The sequence below is a fragment of the Paracoccus contaminans genome (assembly GCF_002105555.1).
Lineage (GTDB): Bacteria > Pseudomonadota > Alphaproteobacteria > Rhodobacterales > Rhodobacteraceae > Paracoccus > Paracoccus contaminans.
Window position 1 is genome coordinate 683,096 of record NZ_CP020612.1, and the last position, 15,814, is coordinate 698,909.

16 protein-coding genes are annotated in these 15,814 nt (G+C 70.1%); 7 read left to right on the forward strand and 9 right to left on the reverse strand.

The genetic code is table 11. The annotated features are described in order from the left end of the window. Nucleotides 1-170: 170 nt before the first annotated feature. From B0A89_RS03295 to argH, 5 genes are all read right to left on the reverse strand, one after another. Complete coding sequence (locus B0A89_RS03295; protein ID WP_240558619.1) at nt 171-2,780, reverse strand: DUF4175 domain-containing protein; 2,610 nt, start codon at nt 2,778-2,780, stop codon at nt 171-173. Between the two features lie 77 nt (nt 2,781-2,857). Continuing rightward, nucleotides 2,858-4,123, reverse strand: a complete 1,266-nt coding sequence (gene lysA, locus B0A89_RS03300; protein WP_085376907.1) for a diaminopimelate decarboxylase — start codon at nt 4,121-4,123, stop codon at nt 2,858-2,860. A 68-nt stretch (nt 4,124-4,191) separates the two neighbouring features. Next, nucleotides 4,192-4,407 (reverse strand): hypothetical protein, encoded by a 216-nt coding sequence (locus B0A89_RS03305; RefSeq protein ID WP_157115227.1) that lies wholly within the window; start codon nt 4,405-4,407, stop codon nt 4,192-4,194. A gap of 95 nt (nt 4,408-4,502) precedes the next feature. Further along, entirely contained in the window at nt 4,503-4,658 is a 156-nt protein-coding gene (locus tag B0A89_RS14535) for an argininosuccinate lyase (protein ID WP_240558620.1), read from the reverse strand. After that, nucleotides 4,655-6,067, reverse strand: a complete 1,413-nt coding sequence (gene argH / locus B0A89_RS03310; protein WP_085376909.1) for an argininosuccinate lyase — start codon at nt 6,065-6,067, stop codon at nt 4,655-4,657. The genes B0A89_RS14535 and argH overlap by 4 nt, the downstream gene beginning before the upstream one ends. Nucleotides 6,068-6,093: 26 nt before the next feature. Between argH and B0A89_RS03315 the strand changes: the two genes are divergently transcribed. Then, nucleotides 6,094-6,639, forward strand: coding sequence for a TlpA disulfide reductase family protein (locus tag B0A89_RS03315; protein WP_085376910.1), 546 nt, complete (start codon nt 6,094-6,096; stop codon nt 6,637-6,639). Between the two features lie 142 nt (nt 6,640-6,781). Then, nucleotides 6,782-7,612, forward strand: a complete 831-nt coding sequence (locus tag B0A89_RS03320) for an EAL domain-containing protein (protein WP_085376911.1) — start codon at nt 6,782-6,784, stop codon at nt 7,610-7,612. Here B0A89_RS03320 and gph read toward each other — a convergent pair. From gph to gltX, 4 genes are all read right to left on the reverse strand, one after another. Then, the gene (gene gph, locus B0A89_RS03325) at nt 7,609-8,271 is read right to left on the reverse strand and encodes a phosphoglycolate phosphatase (RefSeq protein WP_420814431.1); all 663 of its coding nucleotides are present in this window, start codon (nt 8,269-8,271) and stop codon (nt 7,609-7,611) included. The genes B0A89_RS03320 and gph overlap by 4 nt on opposite strands. Then, on the reverse strand, nt 8,268-8,981 hold the full coding sequence (gene rpe / locus B0A89_RS03330; protein WP_085378725.1) for a ribulose-phosphate 3-epimerase: 714 nt from the start codon (nt 8,979-8,981) through the stop codon (nt 8,268-8,270). Before rpe ends, gph begins: the two co-directional genes overlap by 4 nt. 283 nt (nt 8,982-9,264) lie before the next feature. Then, nucleotides 9,265-9,393, reverse strand: coding sequence for a hemin uptake protein HemP (hemP, locus tag B0A89_RS03335; protein WP_157115384.1), 129 nt, complete (start codon nt 9,391-9,393; stop codon nt 9,265-9,267). Between the two features lie 215 nt (nt 9,394-9,608). After that, a complete protein-coding gene (gltX, locus tag B0A89_RS03340; RefSeq protein ID WP_085376914.1) occupies nt 9,609-10,934 on the reverse strand; it encodes a glutamate--tRNA ligase in 1,326 nt (441 codons plus the stop codon). Between the two features lie 80 nt (nt 10,935-11,014). Here gltX and B0A89_RS03345 point away from each other — a divergent pair, with 80 nt between their 5' ends. From B0A89_RS03345 to yihA, 5 genes are all read left to right on the forward strand, one after another. Continuing rightward, nucleotides 11,015-11,422 (forward strand): metallopeptidase family protein, encoded by a 408-nt coding sequence (locus tag B0A89_RS03345; RefSeq protein ID WP_085376915.1) that lies wholly within the window; start codon nt 11,015-11,017, stop codon nt 11,420-11,422. Next, complete coding sequence (locus B0A89_RS03350; RefSeq protein WP_085378726.1) at nt 11,419-12,420, forward strand: 1-phosphofructokinase family hexose kinase; 1,002 nt, start codon at nt 11,419-11,421, stop codon at nt 12,418-12,420. The genes B0A89_RS03345 and B0A89_RS03350 overlap by 4 nt, the downstream gene beginning before the upstream one ends. A gap of 138 nt (nt 12,421-12,558) precedes the next feature. Next, entirely contained in the window at nt 12,559-14,409 is a 1,851-nt protein-coding gene (gene yidC, locus B0A89_RS03355; protein ID WP_085376916.1) for a membrane protein insertase YidC, read from the forward strand. Beyond that, on the forward strand, nt 14,406-15,161 hold the full coding sequence (locus B0A89_RS03360) for an MOSC domain-containing protein (RefSeq protein ID WP_085376917.1): 756 nt from the start codon (nt 14,406-14,408) through the stop codon (nt 15,159-15,161). Before yidC ends, B0A89_RS03360 begins: the two co-directional genes overlap by 4 nt. Continuing rightward, entirely contained in the window at nt 15,158-15,814 is a 657-nt protein-coding gene (gene yihA / locus B0A89_RS03365; protein WP_085376918.1) for a ribosome biogenesis GTP-binding protein YihA/YsxC, read from the forward strand. The genes B0A89_RS03360 and yihA overlap by 4 nt, the downstream gene beginning before the upstream one ends.

The window sequence follows — 15,814 nt, forward strand, 5'->3', positions numbered from 1 at the left end:
CGACTGATCGCCAAGAACACCTATGGTGCCATGGGCGCATGGGTCCGATCAGCGGAACAGCGCCGGTCATGCCCCTTGGGCAAGGCCAAGGCCCATCCCGCCGCTGGCGGATGGCCGCATCCGGCGCCCCTTTGTGCAATGACGCGCAGGGAAAGGCATGTGCTGTCTGTTCAGAACGGGTCCAGAAGGCGGCCAAGATAGTCGCGTTCGCCCTGCGGCCGCTGCGGCTCGCCGGCACGACGCCTGATTTCGTCCTGCAGGGCGCGGGCGCGGCCCTCTTGCCGGGGGGCGTCGGCAAACGGCTCGCCCGTGACGATATTGCCGCCCTGGCCGCCGGTGCTGCGGCCCAGCGGATCGCGCCCGGGCAGGGACGAAGGCCCCTCCCCCTGGCCCTGGGCGCGGCCCTGATCGCCGCCCTCGCCGTTCTGGCCCTGTCCCTGCCGGCCGGGCTGGCCCTGCTGCCCCCCCTGGGCCGCGTTCAGGTCCGCCAGCGCGCGCATCCCCTCGCGCATCGCCTCGATCGCCTGCGCCTGCTGGTCCAGCGCCGCCGCGGCGTCTCCCTGGCGCAGGGCCTCCTCGGCTTTGTCCATGGCCTCGCCCGCGCGGCCGATCTGGCGCTGCGCCTCGTCCCCTTGGGGGGTTCCGCGGCCCGGAACCAGGCCGCCCTGCCGGCCCAGCTCCTGCCGGAGCGCGCGCTGGCGATCGGCCAGCGCAGATGCGTCGTCCGAAGGCGCGCTGTCCGCCTGCGGGCCGCCCGGCTGGCCCCTGTCCTGACTGCTCCCGTTCGGTTGGCCCTCGCCCTGCTGGCCGCCATCCTGCCGGCCCTCATCCTGCCGCAGGCTGCCGAAGGGATCGCGCTGGGCCTGGCGCAGGGCCTCGTCGGCCAGCTTCTGCTGGTCGCGCAGGGCCTCGCCCAGCCGCCGCTGCGCAACTCCGCCCCGGCCCTCTGCGCCCTGCCCGTCCGCCCCGCCCTCGCGCACCTGAAGGTTTTCCATCATGCGGTTGAACTGGTCCAGCAGCGCGCCGGCCTCGGCCATGCGGCCTTCGTTCATCAGGCGCTCGATCTCGTCCATCATCTCGGTGATCTGGTCGGCGCTGATCTGCCGGCCCTGCCGGGGGGCGCGGTCGAACCTTGCGGCCGGATCCTCGCCCCGCTGGGCCAGCATCCGGGTATAGGCATCCGTCGCCGCCTTGAGATCGTCCATCAGCTTGCGCACCTCGTCGGGACTGGCCCCGCCGCGGATCGCCTCGGACAGGCGTTCCTGTGCCTGCCGCATCCGGGCAAGGGCATCGGACAGGCCGCCATCCTCGATCAGGACGGCGGCGTCCCACAGGCTCGCCGCGAGGGCATCGCGCGCCTCGGGCGTCAGAGGCGGCCCTTCCAGCGTGCCGACCGCGCCCGCGACAGCGCGCGCGGCGGCCGGGGGCACGGAACGGGCGGGCTGCCACTGCACCGCCCGCAGCAGCCGGGCGGTCCGGCCCGCGTTCTGGCGCGACCACAGCAGGTCGCGGCGCAGTTCGATCAGCGCCGCGGCCAGCGGGTCGAAAAAGCGCCGCCCCGGCAGGACCAGCGCGGTGGGCGGCGTCTGGCCGGTCTGGCCGATCCCGTCCGCAACGGCAAAGGTGGCGCGGACCGGCAGGTTGGCCCAGGGGTGGCGCGCGAGATCGGCGTTCAGCATGCCCTCCACGCGCTGGCGGCTGCCCGCGCCCGGCAGCGGCAGATCGAGGACCAGCGGCTCGCGCGGCTCGGGCGGGACGGCCAGGCCGAAGCGGCGATCCACGGCGGCAAGGTCCAGCACGAAGCGGGCGCTGCCGCGGACGACCGCATTGTCGTCCTGGGCGGAAAAGCCCTGCACCAGCCGCCCGTCCGCGCGCCGGGCGGCCAGCGCCGCAAGCTTGATGGCCGGCGGCGCGTCGGGGATGACGCTGACGGCAAGGCGGCGGCCGCCGATCTCGATCGTGCCGTCGCGCAGGGCGGAAAACCGCACCGCCCCAGGACTGGCGCTGGCACTGGCACTGGCACTGGCACTGGCACTGGCGCTCGCAGGATCGGCCGCGCCGCCCCCGGCACCCGCCAGCGGGCCGATGTCCTGCACGACCTGCAATCCCTCGCCATAAAGGCGGATTGTGATCGCCGTCCCTTGTGGCAGGGTCAGCGCATCGGCATCAAGCGCGTTGAGATAGATCGCCGGGCGGCGGGTATGGGCCGGCGGCTCGGCCCAGCCTTCCCAGGCCGGCCCGGCAGGCAGCGGCCGATCCGGCGCATCATGCGCCGGACGCCAGCCCGAGGCCAGCGCCGCAAGCCCCTGCCCGGCCGGACCCGCGCCCCCGAACAGCAGCGCCATGCCCAGTGCCGTCATGGCCGTCAGCCGCAGCGCATAGGGATCGCGCCGCGCAAGCCCGGCATCCGGGGGAACCATGCGCGCCAGGGCGGCGGCCCGGCGCGCCTGGGCCAGATGCGCGCGCCACAGACCGTCCGCCGCCGGGCCGCCCAGCGCCATCCGGTCGCCCAGCGCCGCCAGGGGGCGCCCGGCAAGGCGCCGGTCCACGCGCTCGGCCGCCTCGGCCGGGATGGGGGCGCGAAAGCCGCGCCACCCGGCCCCCAGCGCCAGCGCCACAAGCAGCGCCCAGCCCCCGCCCGCCCATGGCAGCAGCGCCGCCGGCAGCGCCGCGACCAGCCCAAGGGCAAGCGCGGCCAGCCCCAGCCCCGCCAGCGTCGCCGCCGGCCAGAAGCCGCGCGCCAGCCGTTCCCACCACAACCCCGCCTGCGTCAGCGCCACCGCCCGCCGCGCCGCCGCGGGCAGGGCCGGATCCTGCGCCCGGATACCTGCGGGGTCGTGAAGGGGAGGGCCGTCCCTCACAGCCAGTCGGGGATGCGGTCGCGGGCCAGCATCTCCTCGATGCCGGGGCGCGGGCGGATCACGGCAAATCTCTCGCCCGAAACCAGCACCTCGGGCACCAGGGGGCGGGAATTGTATTCCGATGCCATGACCGCCCCATAGGCCCCGGCGCTGCGGAAGGCGACGATTTCGCCATCCTCAAGCGGCGGCAGATCGACGCCGCGCCCGAAGGTGTCGCCCGTCTCGCAGACGGGGCCGACCACATCCACCGGGGCAACGGGGGCACCGGCGGGGCGCTGGCGCAGCGGCACGATGTCGTGATGGGCGTCATACATGGCCGGGCGGATCAGATCGTTCATCGCGGCGTCGAGAATGAGGAAGTCGCGCCCCTCGCCGCGCTTGGTCCAGATGACCGAGGCGAGCAGGACGCCCGCATTGCCCACGATGTTGCGCCCCGGCTCGATCTCGATCTCGCAGCCCAGATCGCCGACCGTCTCGCGCACCATCGCGCCATATTCCACCGGCAGCGGGGGCGCGGCATTGTCGCGCCGGTAGGGGATGCCCAGCCCCCCGCCAAGATCAAGCCGCGTGATGGCATGCCCGTCGGCCCGCAGGGCGCGGCACAGGTCGGCCATCTTGGCATAGGCCTGCCGGAACGGCTCCAGCTCGGTCAGCTGGCTGCCGATATGCATGTCGATGCCGACCACGCGCAGACCGGGCAGCCGGGCGGCCGCGGCATAGACCTGCCGCGCACGGGCGATGGGGATGCCGAACTTGTTTTCCGACCTGCCGGTGGCGATCTTGGCATGGGTGCGGGCATCGACATCAGGGTTGACGCGCACCGCGACCGGAACCGCCGCGCCCATCGACACGGCGATCTCGGACAGGGCGGCAAGCTCGTTCTCGCTTTCCACGTTGAACTGGCGGATGCCGCCTTCGATCGCGGCGCGCATCTCGGCCCGCGTCTTGCCGACGCCGGAAAAGACGATGCGCCCGCCCGGCACGCCCGCGGCGCGGGCGCGCGCATATTCGCCGCCCGACACGACATCCATCCCCGCGCCCATGCCGCCCAGCAGCCGCAGCACGGCAAGGTTAGAATTGGCCTTGACTGCATAGCAGACCAGATGATCCGTCCAGGCCAGAGCCTGGCGGAACTGATCGAAATGGCGCGTCAGGGTGGCGGCCGAATAGACATAGACGGGCGTGCCGACCGACGCGGCGATGGCGGCCAGCGGCACGTCCTCGGCGAACAGCGCGCCGCCGCGATAGGTGAAATGATCCATGCCGTTCCCGCACCGTTCCTGCGCCCGCTATAACGCAGCCGGGCCGCCCGATGAAAGCGCCGCCCCGTTCAGCGGATCTCGATCCCTTCGAGATCGGCGCGAGAGAGCGAGACGGGGGCATGCCGCTCGTTCGGATTATAGACGTAGATGCCCTTCTGGATCATCACCGCATCCTCGGCGCTGTCCACCACCAGGTGCTTGGTCTGGCTGCCGCCCCCGCAGCCGGCCAGCAGTGTCACTGCCGCCGCGCCCAGCGCCGCCCCGATCGTCCTGCATCCGCTCATCGCCTGTCCCTTCATGCCGATATTGCCTGCCTCGTTGCCGGGTCTTGCGCCCGGCCTGACCGGCCCGCCCTTGGCGGCGGTGCCGCAGTCGCCTGTCAGATCGCGCCGGTCATCCCGACGCCCGCCTCGCCCGACACCGTGACGCCGGGCGGGGGCGCATCATTACCCGGCCCGGGCGCATGGGGCGGACCGTCGATCCCGCATGCGGCGATTCCCGACAGCGCGGCAAGCGCCAGCATCCTGCGGATCATGCCCATTCCTCCGTCACGCCCTTCCAGCGGGCGATCTGCGCGCGCACCTGATCGGGCGCGGTTCCCCCGTAAGATTGCCGCGAACGGGCCGAGTTGTGAACGCCCAAAACCGCATAGACCCCGCCGGTGATCGCAGAATTGACCGCCTGCATCTCGGCCAGCGTCAGGTCGGGCAGATCGACGCCGCGCGCCTCGGCCGCCGCGACCAGCGCGCCGGTCGCGTGATGGGCCTCGCGGAAGGGCAGACCCGCTTCGCGCACCAGCCAGTCGGCCAGATCGGTGGCGGTGGAAAACCCGCTGGATGCCGCAGCCTCAAGCCGGTCGCGGCTCACGGTCAGGTCCGACATCATCCCGGTCATCGCCGCCAGCGCCAGCATCAGCGTGTCGGCGGCGTCGAAGACCTGTTCCTTGTCCTCCTGCATGTCCTTGGAATAGGCCAGCGGCAGGCCCTTCATCACCGTGAACAGGGCGACCGCGGCGCCGAGGATGCGGCCGATCTTGGCGCGGATCAGTTCCGCCGCGTCCGGGTTGCGCTTCTGCGGCATGATGCTGGACCCGGTGGACCAGCGATCGGACATGGCGACAAAGCGGAACTGGGCCGACGACCAGATCACCAGTTCCTCGGCCAGCCGCGACAGGTGGGTCGCGCAGATCGCCGCCGCCGACAGGAACTCGAGCGCGAAGTCCCGGTCGCTGACCGCATCAAGGCTGTTGGCCGTCGGCCGGTCAAAGCCCAGCGCGGCGGCCGTGGCATCGCGGTCGATGGGAAAGCCGGTGCCGGCAAGCGCGGCAGAGCCGAGGGGGCATTCGTTCATCCGCGCGCGCGCGTCGGTGAACCGGCCGATGTCGCGCCCCAGCATTTCCACATAGGCCATCATGTGATGGCCCCAGGTCACCGGCTGGGCGGTCTGCAGATGGGTAAAGCCCGGCATCACCCAGTCCGCCCCCGCCTCGGCCTGGTCCAGCAGGGCGCGGATCAGCGCCCGGCAGCCCTGCACGGCGCCATCGCATTGATCGCGCACCCACAGGCGGAAATCGACCGCCACCTGATCATTGCGGCTGCGCGCGGTGTGCAGCCGGCCCGCCGGCTCGCCGATCAGGTCCTTCAGCCGCGCCTCCACGTTCATGTGGATGTCCTCCAGCGCCTCGCTGAAGGCGAAGCTGCCCGCCTCGATCTCTGACAAGACGGTGAGCAGCCCTTCCCCGATCGCCTCGGCGTCGCTAGGGCTGATGATGCCCGTTGCTGCCAGCATCGCCGCATGGGCCCGGCTGCCCCGGATGTCCTGGGCGTAAAGCCGCCGGTCGAACCCGATCGAGGCGTTGATCGCCGTCATGATCGCATCCGGCCCGGCGGCAAAGCGCCCCCCCCACATCGCGTTTGCCGTGGGGCTCTGGGTCTTGTCGGTCATCGGTCCGTCCTGGCTGGAGAGGTCACATGCTGCGGTTCATCGCCCTTTATACGTCCATGGTTTTCGCTGCAAACGGGGCCCTTGCCGGGCCGGTGGACTGGCAGGCGGCGCGCGATGCCGGGCTGCCCAAGCTGGTCGAATCGGCCCCCGCGCCCGCCCCTCAGGTGCCCTTTTCGGATCTGGACGGCGGCACGCACAGCCTTGCCGACTGGAAGGGCAAGGCGCTGCTGGTCAATTTCTGGGCGACCTGGTGCGCCCCCTGCCGGGCCGAGATGCCGGCACTGGACGCGCTGCAGAAGGCAAAGGGGGGCGAGCGGTTCCAGGTGCTGACCATCGCCACCGGGCGCAATCCGCCGGCCGCGGTGCACAAGTTCCTTGCCGAGGCCGGCGTGACCGCCCTGCCGACGCTGACCGATCCGCAGCTGGCGCTGGCGCGCGCATCGGGCGTGCTGGCGATGCCGGTATCGATCCTGATCGACGCAGAGGGGAACGAGATCGCCCGCATGACCGGGGATGCCGACTGGTCCTCGCCCGCCGCGCTGGCGCTGATCGACCAGATCACGGCCCAATGACGCCCCGCCGCAGGCACCGGGCGCAACGCCGGCGGCCCTGCTGCGGGCGCGTTAACCTTGTATGCAGATCGGCGGCCTCATTCACCCTCTCTTAGCGCATGCTTGCCATACAGGGGGCAACAGACGAATCGAAAGCAGGGTCATGAAGGTTCATTCCGATCAGGACGGCGGGCAAGGCCCCGTCTCGCCGCTGGACTTCGCGGTCGATCAGCAGATGCGGCTGACCATGTCCATCGTCCGCCGCGCGGTGGAACGGCGCGATGCGGTCCTGGCCTTTCAGCCGATCGTCCCGTCCGACCGCCCCGCCCGCCCCGCCTTCTACGAAGGGCTGATCCGCATCATCGACGATACGGGCCGCATCGTGCCGCTGCGCGATTTCATGCCCCTTGCCGAACTGACGGAACTGGGACGGCAGATCGACTGTCTCTCCCTGTCCCTGGGCCTGCAGGCCCTGGCCGAGGAACCGGCGCTTCGCCTGTCGATCAACATGTCGGCACGCTCCATCGGCTATCCGGCCTGGATGCTGGCCCTGCAACAGGGGCTGGCGCAGGACCCTGCCATCGCCGAGCGGCTTATCCTGGAAATCACGGAAAGTTCGGCGATGGGGCTGGCCGAACAGGTCCAGCCCTTCATGCGCCGGCTGCAGGCCCTGGGGATCAGCTTTGCGCTCGATGATTTTGGCGCGGGCTATACCTCGTTTCGCTATCTGCGCGACTTCTCCTTTGACCTGATCAAGATCGACGGCCAGTTCATCCGTGAAATCGCCGCCCACCGGGACAATCAGGTGCTCACGCAGGCGCTGATGTCCATCGCGCGGCATTTCGACATGTTCACCGTGGCCGAACAGGTCGAAACCGCCGATGACGCGGCCTTCCTGATCGAACTGGGGATCGATTGCCTGCAAGGCTTCTATTTCGGGGCGCCAACCATCTCGCCGCCCTGGCGCTCGCCCCAGGCAGCGGCGCAGCGTTAGGCGCGCGGCGCAGGCAACAGGCGGGCGACGGTTTCGGGCAGATCGGCGAAATCGCCCAGGATCGCGGCATGGGGCAGCGCCTCGGCCGGGATCTGGCGGTATCCATGCTCGTAAAGGATGAAGGGCAGGCCCGCCGCCTCGGCGCAGGCGGCATCCACCTCGCTGTCGCCGACATAGACCGCCGGCCCCGCCCCGCAGGCGCGCCATGTGGCCAACAAGGGCGCAGGGTCCGGCTTGCGCAGGTCAAGGCTATCGCCGCCGATCACGACCGGAAAGGCATCCAGCAACCCCATGTGGCGCAGGATCGCGCGGGCCGCAGAGGCAGGCTTGTTCGTGCAGACCCCCAGCGCATGGCCCTGCGCCTGCAGCCCTGCGACAGCATCCCGCACGCCCGGATAAAGCTGCGTCAGCTCGACCGCATCGTCATAGCTGCCGGCGATCAGCGCCGCCATGCGGGCAGCCCGCTCCGGGTCCGCGATGCCATGCGCGGCCAGCAGCCGGGCGACCAGATGCGGCACCCCGCGCCCGATGAAGCCGCGGACGGTTTCCAGCCCCAGCGGGGCAAGCCCCTCGCCGGCCAGAGCGGCATTGGACAGGCGGTGGATATCCGCGACGCTGTCGATCAGCGTTCCGTCCAGATCGAACAGCACCGCCATCAGGCCAGGCCCGCCGCGTTGGCGGCAGCCGCGTGTTCAGCCGCGGCGCGGATCGCGCGGATGTTCTCGCCATAGCGTTCGGGCCGCTCGACCGAGCCGCCCCTGAACACCGCCGAGCCCGCGACCAGCACATCCGCACCGGCCGCCGCCACCAGGGGCGCGGTCACCGGGTCGATGCCGCCATCGACCTGGATGTGGATGGGCCGATCCCCGATCATCGCCCGCAAGGCGGCGATCTTGTCCACGGCGCCCGGAATGAACTGCTGCCCGCCGAAGCCGGGATTGACGCTCATCACCAGGACCATGTCGCACAGGTCAAGCAGGTGCCGCACCGCCTCGGCCGGAGTGCCGGGGTTGAGCGCGACCCCCGCCTTTTTCCCCGTTGCGCGAATCGCCTGAAGGGTGCGGTGGATATGAGGGCCCGCCTCGACATGGGCCACGATCATGTCGGCCCCTGCCTCGGCATAGGCGTCGATATAGGGGTCCACGGGGGCGATCATCAGATGCACGTCCATGAAGCCGCGGACATGCCTGCGAAAGGCCTTCACCGCCGCAGGGCCGAAGGTCAGGTTGGGAACGAAATGGCCGTCCATCACGTCCACATGCACCCAGTCGGCCCCCTGCCCTTCGACCGCGACAATCTCGCGCCCGAAATCGGCAAAGTCGGCGGAAAGAATCGACGGCGCGATCCTGATGCGGCGATCAAAGCTCATGCTGCCCTCATACCCGGCACCAGCGGATTGGGCCATCCGCGGGCGATCGTCAATGCCGCCCTGTCTCAGGCAGGGCCGCGACGGGGCGGCCGGAAGGGGCCAAGGCCGGGCGCGGCGCCGCCCCCCCCCTCCGCTTCGCGGCACCGGCGACCGGCAGGTTGCCCCGGACGCCCGGACGCAGCCCGCCGGCGGCGGCGCCGCCCACCCTGCGGCCATGGACAAGGGCGCCAAGCTGGCCGTGCCGCCCGCCAGCGGCATGGCCAAGCCCCGCGGCCCCCGCCGATCACTTGGTCAGGATCAGCTTTCCGGCGCGCGTGATGCGCAGGGTATAGACCTGACCATCCAGCGCGATCTGGGCCAGATTGCCGCCGCGGGTCAGCGCGGTTGCATCATGCAGGGGCAGATGCGGCATGACCGGGACAAGGGTGCTGCCATCCGTGCCGCCGAAGGTCAGATCGTTCATGGCCGTCTCCGATAAGTCGTTGAGCGATGGGGTAAGCTATAACTGAGTAATTGCCTCGGAAATTTGGGCTGTCAATCACAATCATGATCCCGGCCCATGAACGCGCAAGGCCCCGCACAAGGCGGGGCCAGGGAAAACGGCGGGAAATCCGGTCAGGGCAAGGATCAGCCGGCGCGGGCGACCTGCTGCAGCAGCGGCATCAGGGCGCCCATCTCGGGACCATGATCCATCCCGGTCAGCGCCTTGCGCAGGGGCATGAACAATCCCTTGCCCTTGCGCCCCGTCGTCTCCTTGACGGCGGCGGTCCATTCGTCCCAGGTCGCATCGGTCCAGGGGCGCGGCGGCAACAGCGCCAGCGCCTCGCGCACGAAATCCTCATCCTCGGGCGCGACGACCGGCGCGGCCCCGTCGCGCATCAGCGCCCACCAGGGGCCAAGATCGTCCAGGCGCGTGATGTTCTGCCGGGCCACCGACCAGAAGCGTTCGGCAATATTATCCGGCACCCCCAGGGCGGTGATGCGGTCCCGCACCGCCTCGAAGGGCAGGTGCTGGTTGCGCTCGCGCGTGAGGGGCCACAGATCCTCGGCGTCGAACTTGGTGGGCGAGGCGCCGAACTGCGACAGGTCGAACCCGTCGGCCAGGGCATCAAGGCTCATGCGCAGTTCCACCGGCTGGTTCGACCCCAGCCGCGCCATCAGGCTCAGCAGCGCCTCGGGGGCGACGCCCTGTTCGCGCAGGTCGCGCAAAGACAGCGTGCCCAGGCGCTTGGACAGCTCCTCGCCCTGGGGGCCGGTCAGCAGGCTGTGATGGGCAAAGCGCGGCGGGGTGCCGCCCAGCGCCTGAATGATCTGGATCTGCGTGGCGGTGTTGGTGACGTGGTCGGCGCCGCGCACGATGTCGGTCACGCCCATGTCCACGTCATCGACCGAACTGGCAAAGGTATAAAGCACCTGCCCGTCCGCGCGGATCAGCACCGGGTCGCTGACCGATGCCGCGTCGATCGACACATCCCCGATGATGCCGTCGGGCCATTCGATCCGCTGCTGGTCCAGCTGAAAGCGCCAGTAACCCTCGCGCCCCTCGGCCCGCAGCGCCGCCTTCTGCTCGTCGGGCAGCGCCAGTCCGGCGCGGTCATAGACAGGCGGGCGGCCCATGTTCAGCTGCTTCTTGCGCTTGAGGTCCAGCTCGGTCGGCGTCTCGAACACCTCATAGAGCCGGCCCGAGGCGCGCAGCTGGTCCGCCGCCTCGGCATAGCGGTCCAGCCGGTCCGACTGCCGCTCGATCCGGTCCCAGGTCAGGCCCAGCCATTCCAGGTCGCGCTGGATGCCGTCGGCATATTCCTGTTTCGAGCGTTCGCGGTCGGTGTCGTCCAGCCGCAGGATGAAGGTGCCGCCGGCCTTGCGCGCGATCAGCCAGTTCATCAGCGCCGTGCGCAGGTTGCCGACATGGATATGGCCGGTCGGCGAAGGGGCGAAGCGGGTGGTGGTCATGGCCGTCTCCTTGATCCGCCCGCTCTTTCACAACGGGCGATTCTTGTCCATATCGGCACCCACAGCAGCGGGGATGGACGATGACCGACTGGACCGAACGCGCCGCGCCCGCGGCCGCCGATATCGAGGCGCTGGCCCGCGCGGTGCTGGCCGAGCTTCCCGGCGAATTCGCGGCCAGGGCCGCCGATGTCATCCTGCGCATCGAGGATGTCGCGGGCGAGGATGTCCTGGACGAGCTGGAAATCGACGATCCGTTTGATCTCACGGGCCTTTATGACGGCATCCCCCTGACCGAGAAATCGGTTGCCGACCCGCAGCATCTTCCCGACACCGTGCGCCTTTACCGCCGCGCCATCCTGGACGAATGGGCCGAACGCGGCGACGTGACGCTGGGCGCGCTGGTGCGCAACGTGGTCATCCACGAATTCGCACATCACTTCGGCTGGTCCGACGCCGATATCGCCCGCATCGACGCGTGGTGGACATGATCGCCCCCGGCAGCGTTCCCGCGGGCGCCATCCCCCTGGGCAGCGGCGCGCAGGCCCCCATCCTGACCGTCACGCTGAACCCGGCGCTGGACGTGGCGACCAGCGCGGCGGCGGTGGTGCCGGAACTCAAGCTGCGCTGCGAGGCGCCCGTGACCGATCCGGGCGGGGGCGGCATCAATGTCAGCCGCGCCATCGCGCGGATGGGCGGGCAGTCCACCGCGCTTGTCGCGCTGGGCGGCGCGGCGGGCGACAGGCTGGCCGGGCTGCTCGAGGATGCCGGCCTGCCGGTTTTGCGGCTGAAGGCGCCGGGCGACACGCGCCAGTCGCTGTCGGTGATCGACCGCGGCACGGGGGCGCAGTTCCGCTTTGTCCTGCCGGGGCCGGAATGGTCCGCCGCGGATGTGGGGGCGGCGCTGGAGGCGGTCGGGGCCGCGGCGCCGCGCGGCGGGATCGTCGTGCTGTCCGGATCGAACCCGCCCGGCGTGCCCGACACTCTGGCCGCGATGCTGGCGCGGCAGCTTGCGGGCGGCGCGGCCCGCCTGTTCGTGGACACATCGGGCACGGCGCTTGCCGCGATCGCCGCAGGGGCGGGCGCGGCTGTCGAGGTGCTGCGCATGGACGATGCCGAGGCCGAAAGCCTGGCCGGCCGCCCCCTGCCGGCCCGCACCGATACCGCCGATTTCGCCGGCGCGCTGGTCGCGGCGGGGGCGGCGCGATCGGTGATCGTTGCGCGCGGGGCCGACGGCAACATCATCGCGGGGCCCGAAGGGCGCTGGCACGCGGCGGCGCCGCCCGTTCGTGTCATCAGCAAGGTGGGCGCGGGCGACAGCTTCCTGGCAGGCTATGCGCTGGGCGTGGCTCGGGGCCTGGGGGCACCCGATGCGCTGGCGCTCGGGGCGGCGGCGGCGGCGGCCACCTGCATGACGCCCGCCACCGAACTGTGCCGCCCCGACGACATCGCCCGTCTTTACGATCAGCGGGCGGTTTCGGCGCTTTAGTCTTGATTGCGTCAGCGGGGCGCAGGATGGGGCGAAAATGCTGCCGCGGCAGGGGCGCGGCGCAATCCGCTTGACCTTTGCAGGGGCCTCCGGTCAAAGCACGGCGTATTTTGCCTGCAAGAGCCGGGGTGGCGACGGATGGAAGACAACAACCGCAATCTCATCCTCGCCATGGTGCTGTCTGCGCTTGTGCTGATCGGATGGTATGCCTTCTTCGCCCCCCCGCCACCTGTTGCGACCGCGCCTGCGGCCGACACGACGGCAGCGCAGACAGCAACCCCCGCTGCCCCCGCGGCGCAGGCCGGGGCAACGCCGACGCTGATCGGCGCGGCAGACGATCCCGTGCTGGCCGCGCCGCGCGTGGCGATCGAATCCCCGGCGCTCAAGGGGTCGATCTCGCTGGCGGGCGGCCGCATCGACGATCTGCTGCTGACGGGATACCGCGAAACGCTTGATCCCGCCTCGCCCTTCGTGCGCCTGCTCTCGCCCACCGCGCAGCCGCGGATCGAAACCACCGGCACGCCGGCAGCGCCGGGCGCGCAGGTCGATGTCGTGGTGCAGAAACCCTATTATGCCGTTTACGGCTGGATGCCCGGACCGGGTGTCGATCCGGCGCTGGTCCCCTCGCCCGCGACGGTCTGGACGGTGGAAAGCGGCACCACGCTCGCCCCCGGCCAGCCGGTGACGCTGGCCTGGAACAACGGCGCCGGCCAGATCTTCCGCCGCATGTTCGAGCTGGACGACAAGTTCCTGTTCACCGTCACCCAGAGCCTGGAAAACACCGCCGCCGCGCCCTTTGCCGCCGCGCCCTACGGCATCCTCGCCCGCCACGGAAAGCCCGATACGCAGAACTATTTCGTCCTGCATGAAGGCGCGGTCGGCATGAATGACGGCAAGCTGGTCGAGCGGAAATACAAGGACATGGTCAAGCTTGACCCCGCCCCCGGCGAAGGTCCGGCCGAGATCGCCAGCGTCGCGACGGACGGCTGGATCGGGTTCACCGACAAATACTGGATGACGACGCTGATCCCCGCGCCGGGGCAGGCCTTCACCAGCGTGGTGAAATACGCGCCGGGCGCCGACATCTATCAGGCCGAAACGCGCCTGCCGGTGCAGACCGTCGGCCCCGGCACAACGCTGTCGTCCTCCAGCTATCTGTTCGCCGGCGCCAAGGAATGGGAAACCATCAACGCCTATCAGCGCGACAAGGGCATCGACCGCTTCGTCGATTCCATCGACTGGGGCTGGTTCTATTTCCTGACCAAGCCGATCTTCCGCGTGCTGCACTGGCTGCACGGGCTGATCGGCAACATGGGCTGGTCGATCATCGCGCTGACCTTCGTGCTGAAACTGCTGGTCTTCCCGCTGGCGCGCAAATCCTATGTTTCGATGGCCCGCATGCGCGAGCTGCAGCCCGAGATGGAGGCGATCAAGGCCCGCACCGGCGACGACAAGATGGCCTATCAGAAAGAGGTGATGGCGCTGTATCGCACGCAGAAGGTCAACCCGGCCGCGGGTTGTCTGCCGATGCTGCTGCAGATCCCGATCTTCTTCTCGCTCTACAAGGTGATCTTCGTCACGCTGGAGCTGCGCCATGCACCGTGGATCGGCTGGATCCGCGACCTGTCCGCGCCCGATCCCTCGTCGCTGCTGAACCTGTTCGGGCTGCTGCCCTATGCGCCGCCGGCGGCCGGATCGGCCCTGCACAGCCTGTCGCTGCCGCTGCTGGCGATCGTGCTGGGCATCACCATGTGGCTCCAGCAGAAGCTGAACCCCGCCCCGGCCGATCCGGCGCAGAAGATGATCTTTGCCTGGATGCCCTGGATCTTCATGTTCATGCTGGGGGGCTTTGCCTCGGGGCTGGTGCTTTACTGGATCACGAACAACCTCATCACCATCGTCCAGCAATACACCATCATGTCCATGCACGGGCACCCGCCGCAGCTGTTCGGCAATATCCGCGACAGCGTGAGGCTCGGGCGCAAGTGACCGCGAGCCTGGCTCATATCCTTCGCTATCCGGTCAAGTCGATCGGCGGCGAGGAGCTGGCCGAGGTGACGCTCGCCGCAGGCGCCCCGATGCCGGGCGACCGCCGCTTTGCCGTGCTGCATGAAAGCGCGCTGCACCATCTCGAGGAGGGGGCGCTGCGCAAATGGCTGCCCAAATCCGCCTTCGCGCGGGGGGCTGCCGCGGCGGCGCTTCAGGCCGTGCGGGGCGGCTGGCAGGGGGAGCGGCTGGTGCTGACCCATCCCGATCTGCCGCCGCTCAGCGTCGATCCGCTGGCCGAACCCGATGCCATCGTCGCCTGGGTCCAGCCCCTCTGGGCTTCCTCGGGCAAGGCCCCCGCCGCGCGGCTGGTCGAGGGGCCGCAGGCGCTGAGCGATGTCAAGCAGCCCTGGGTTTCGATCCTGTCGCTGTCCTCGCTGGCTGCGCTTGAAGAGAAAATGGGCCGGCCGCTGGGCACCGACCGCTGGCGCGGGAACCTGTGGATCGACGGGTGGGAACCCTTTGCGGAAAGCGGCCTGCGCCTGCACCGCCTGCGGATCGGCGCGGTCGAGCTGAAGCTGACCGAACATATCGGCCGCTGCGTCGCGACCAGCGCCGATACCCTGACGGGCAATCTTGATTGCGACATGCCGGCGGCGCTCGAGCGGGCCTTGGGGCACCGCAATTTCGGCATCTATGCCGAGGTGCGCACCGGCGGCACCATTCGCCCCGGCGACCGGGTGGAGCTGCTGTGAAGGTTGCCTTTCCCCAGGCGCCCGAGCCGTCGGAGGATGTGGCCGAACGCGGCCGGCTGCTGTTCGCGGGGCCGGTGGATTTCGTCAAGGGCGTGGTCTCCATGGACGGCCTGCCTGCGCCGGACCGCCCCGAGGTCTGCTTTGCCGGCCGGTCCAATGTCGGCAAGTCCAGCCTCATCAATGCGCTGACCGGCCGCAAGGGCATCGCTCGCGCCTCGAACACGCCCGGCCGCACGCAGGAGGTGAACTTCTTCGCCCTGGCCGGGCGCGGCTATCTGGTGGATCTGCCCGGCTATGGCTTTGCCCAGGCGCCGGTGGCCGTAGTGCAGAAATGGCAGGCGCTGCTGAAACGTTATCTGGCCGGGCGGCCCAACCTGCGGCGGGCCTTTGCGCTGATCGATGCCCGCCACGGCGTCAAGCCCGTCGATCACGAGATCATGGCCCTGCTCGACCGATCGGCGGTGCCGTTTCAGGTCATCGTGACCAAGGCCGACAAGATCGGCGCGGGAACGCTGGCGCAGACACTGGCGCAGATCGAGGGCGAGCTGCAAAGGCACCCGGCGGCCTTTCCGCAATTGGTGGTCACCTCGTCCGAAAAGGGCGAGGGCGTCGCCACGCTGCGCGCGATCATCGAGGGGCTGGTGGACGGCTGA

Excerpts from the sequence above, each read along its gene's own strand:
- lysA (WP_085376907.1), bottom strand. The coding sequence starts at position 4,123 with ATGGATCATTTCACCTATCGCGGCGGCGCGCTGTTCGCCGAGGACGTG.
- B0A89_RS03305 (WP_157115227.1), bottom strand. The coding sequence starts at position 4,407 with ATGAGCGGATGCAGGACGATCGGGGCGGCGCTGGGCGCGGCGGCAGTG.
- B0A89_RS14535 (WP_240558620.1), bottom strand. The coding sequence starts at position 4,658 with ATGATCCGCAGGATGCTGGCGCTTGCCGCGCTGTCGGGAATCGCCGCA.
- argH (WP_085376909.1), bottom strand. The coding sequence starts at position 6,067 with ATGACCGACAAGACCCAGAGCCCCACGGCAAACGCGATGTGGGGGGGG.
- B0A89_RS03315 (WP_085376910.1), top strand. The coding sequence starts at position 6,094 with ATGCTGCGGTTCATCGCCCTTTATACGTCCATGGTTTTCGCTGCAAAC.
- B0A89_RS03320 (WP_085376911.1), top strand. The coding sequence starts at position 6,782 with ATGAAGGTTCATTCCGATCAGGACGGCGGGCAAGGCCCCGTCTCGCCG.
- rpe (WP_085378725.1), bottom strand. The coding sequence starts at position 8,981 with ATGAGCTTTGATCGCCGCATCAGGATCGCGCCGTCGATTCTTTCCGCC.
- hemP (WP_157115384.1), bottom strand. The coding sequence starts at position 9,393 with ATGCCGCATCTGCCCCTGCATGATGCAACCGCGCTGACCCGCGGCGGC.
- gltX (WP_085376914.1), bottom strand. The coding sequence starts at position 10,934 with ATGACCACCACCCGCTTCGCCCCTTCGCCGACCGGCCATATCCATGTC.
- B0A89_RS03345 (WP_085376915.1), top strand. The coding sequence starts at position 11,015 with ATGACCGACTGGACCGAACGCGCCGCGCCCGCGGCCGCCGATATCGAG.
- B0A89_RS03350 (WP_085378726.1), top strand. The coding sequence starts at position 11,419 with ATGATCGCCCCCGGCAGCGTTCCCGCGGGCGCCATCCCCCTGGGCAGC.
- yidC (WP_085376916.1), top strand. The coding sequence starts at position 12,559 with ATGGAAGACAACAACCGCAATCTCATCCTCGCCATGGTGCTGTCTGCG.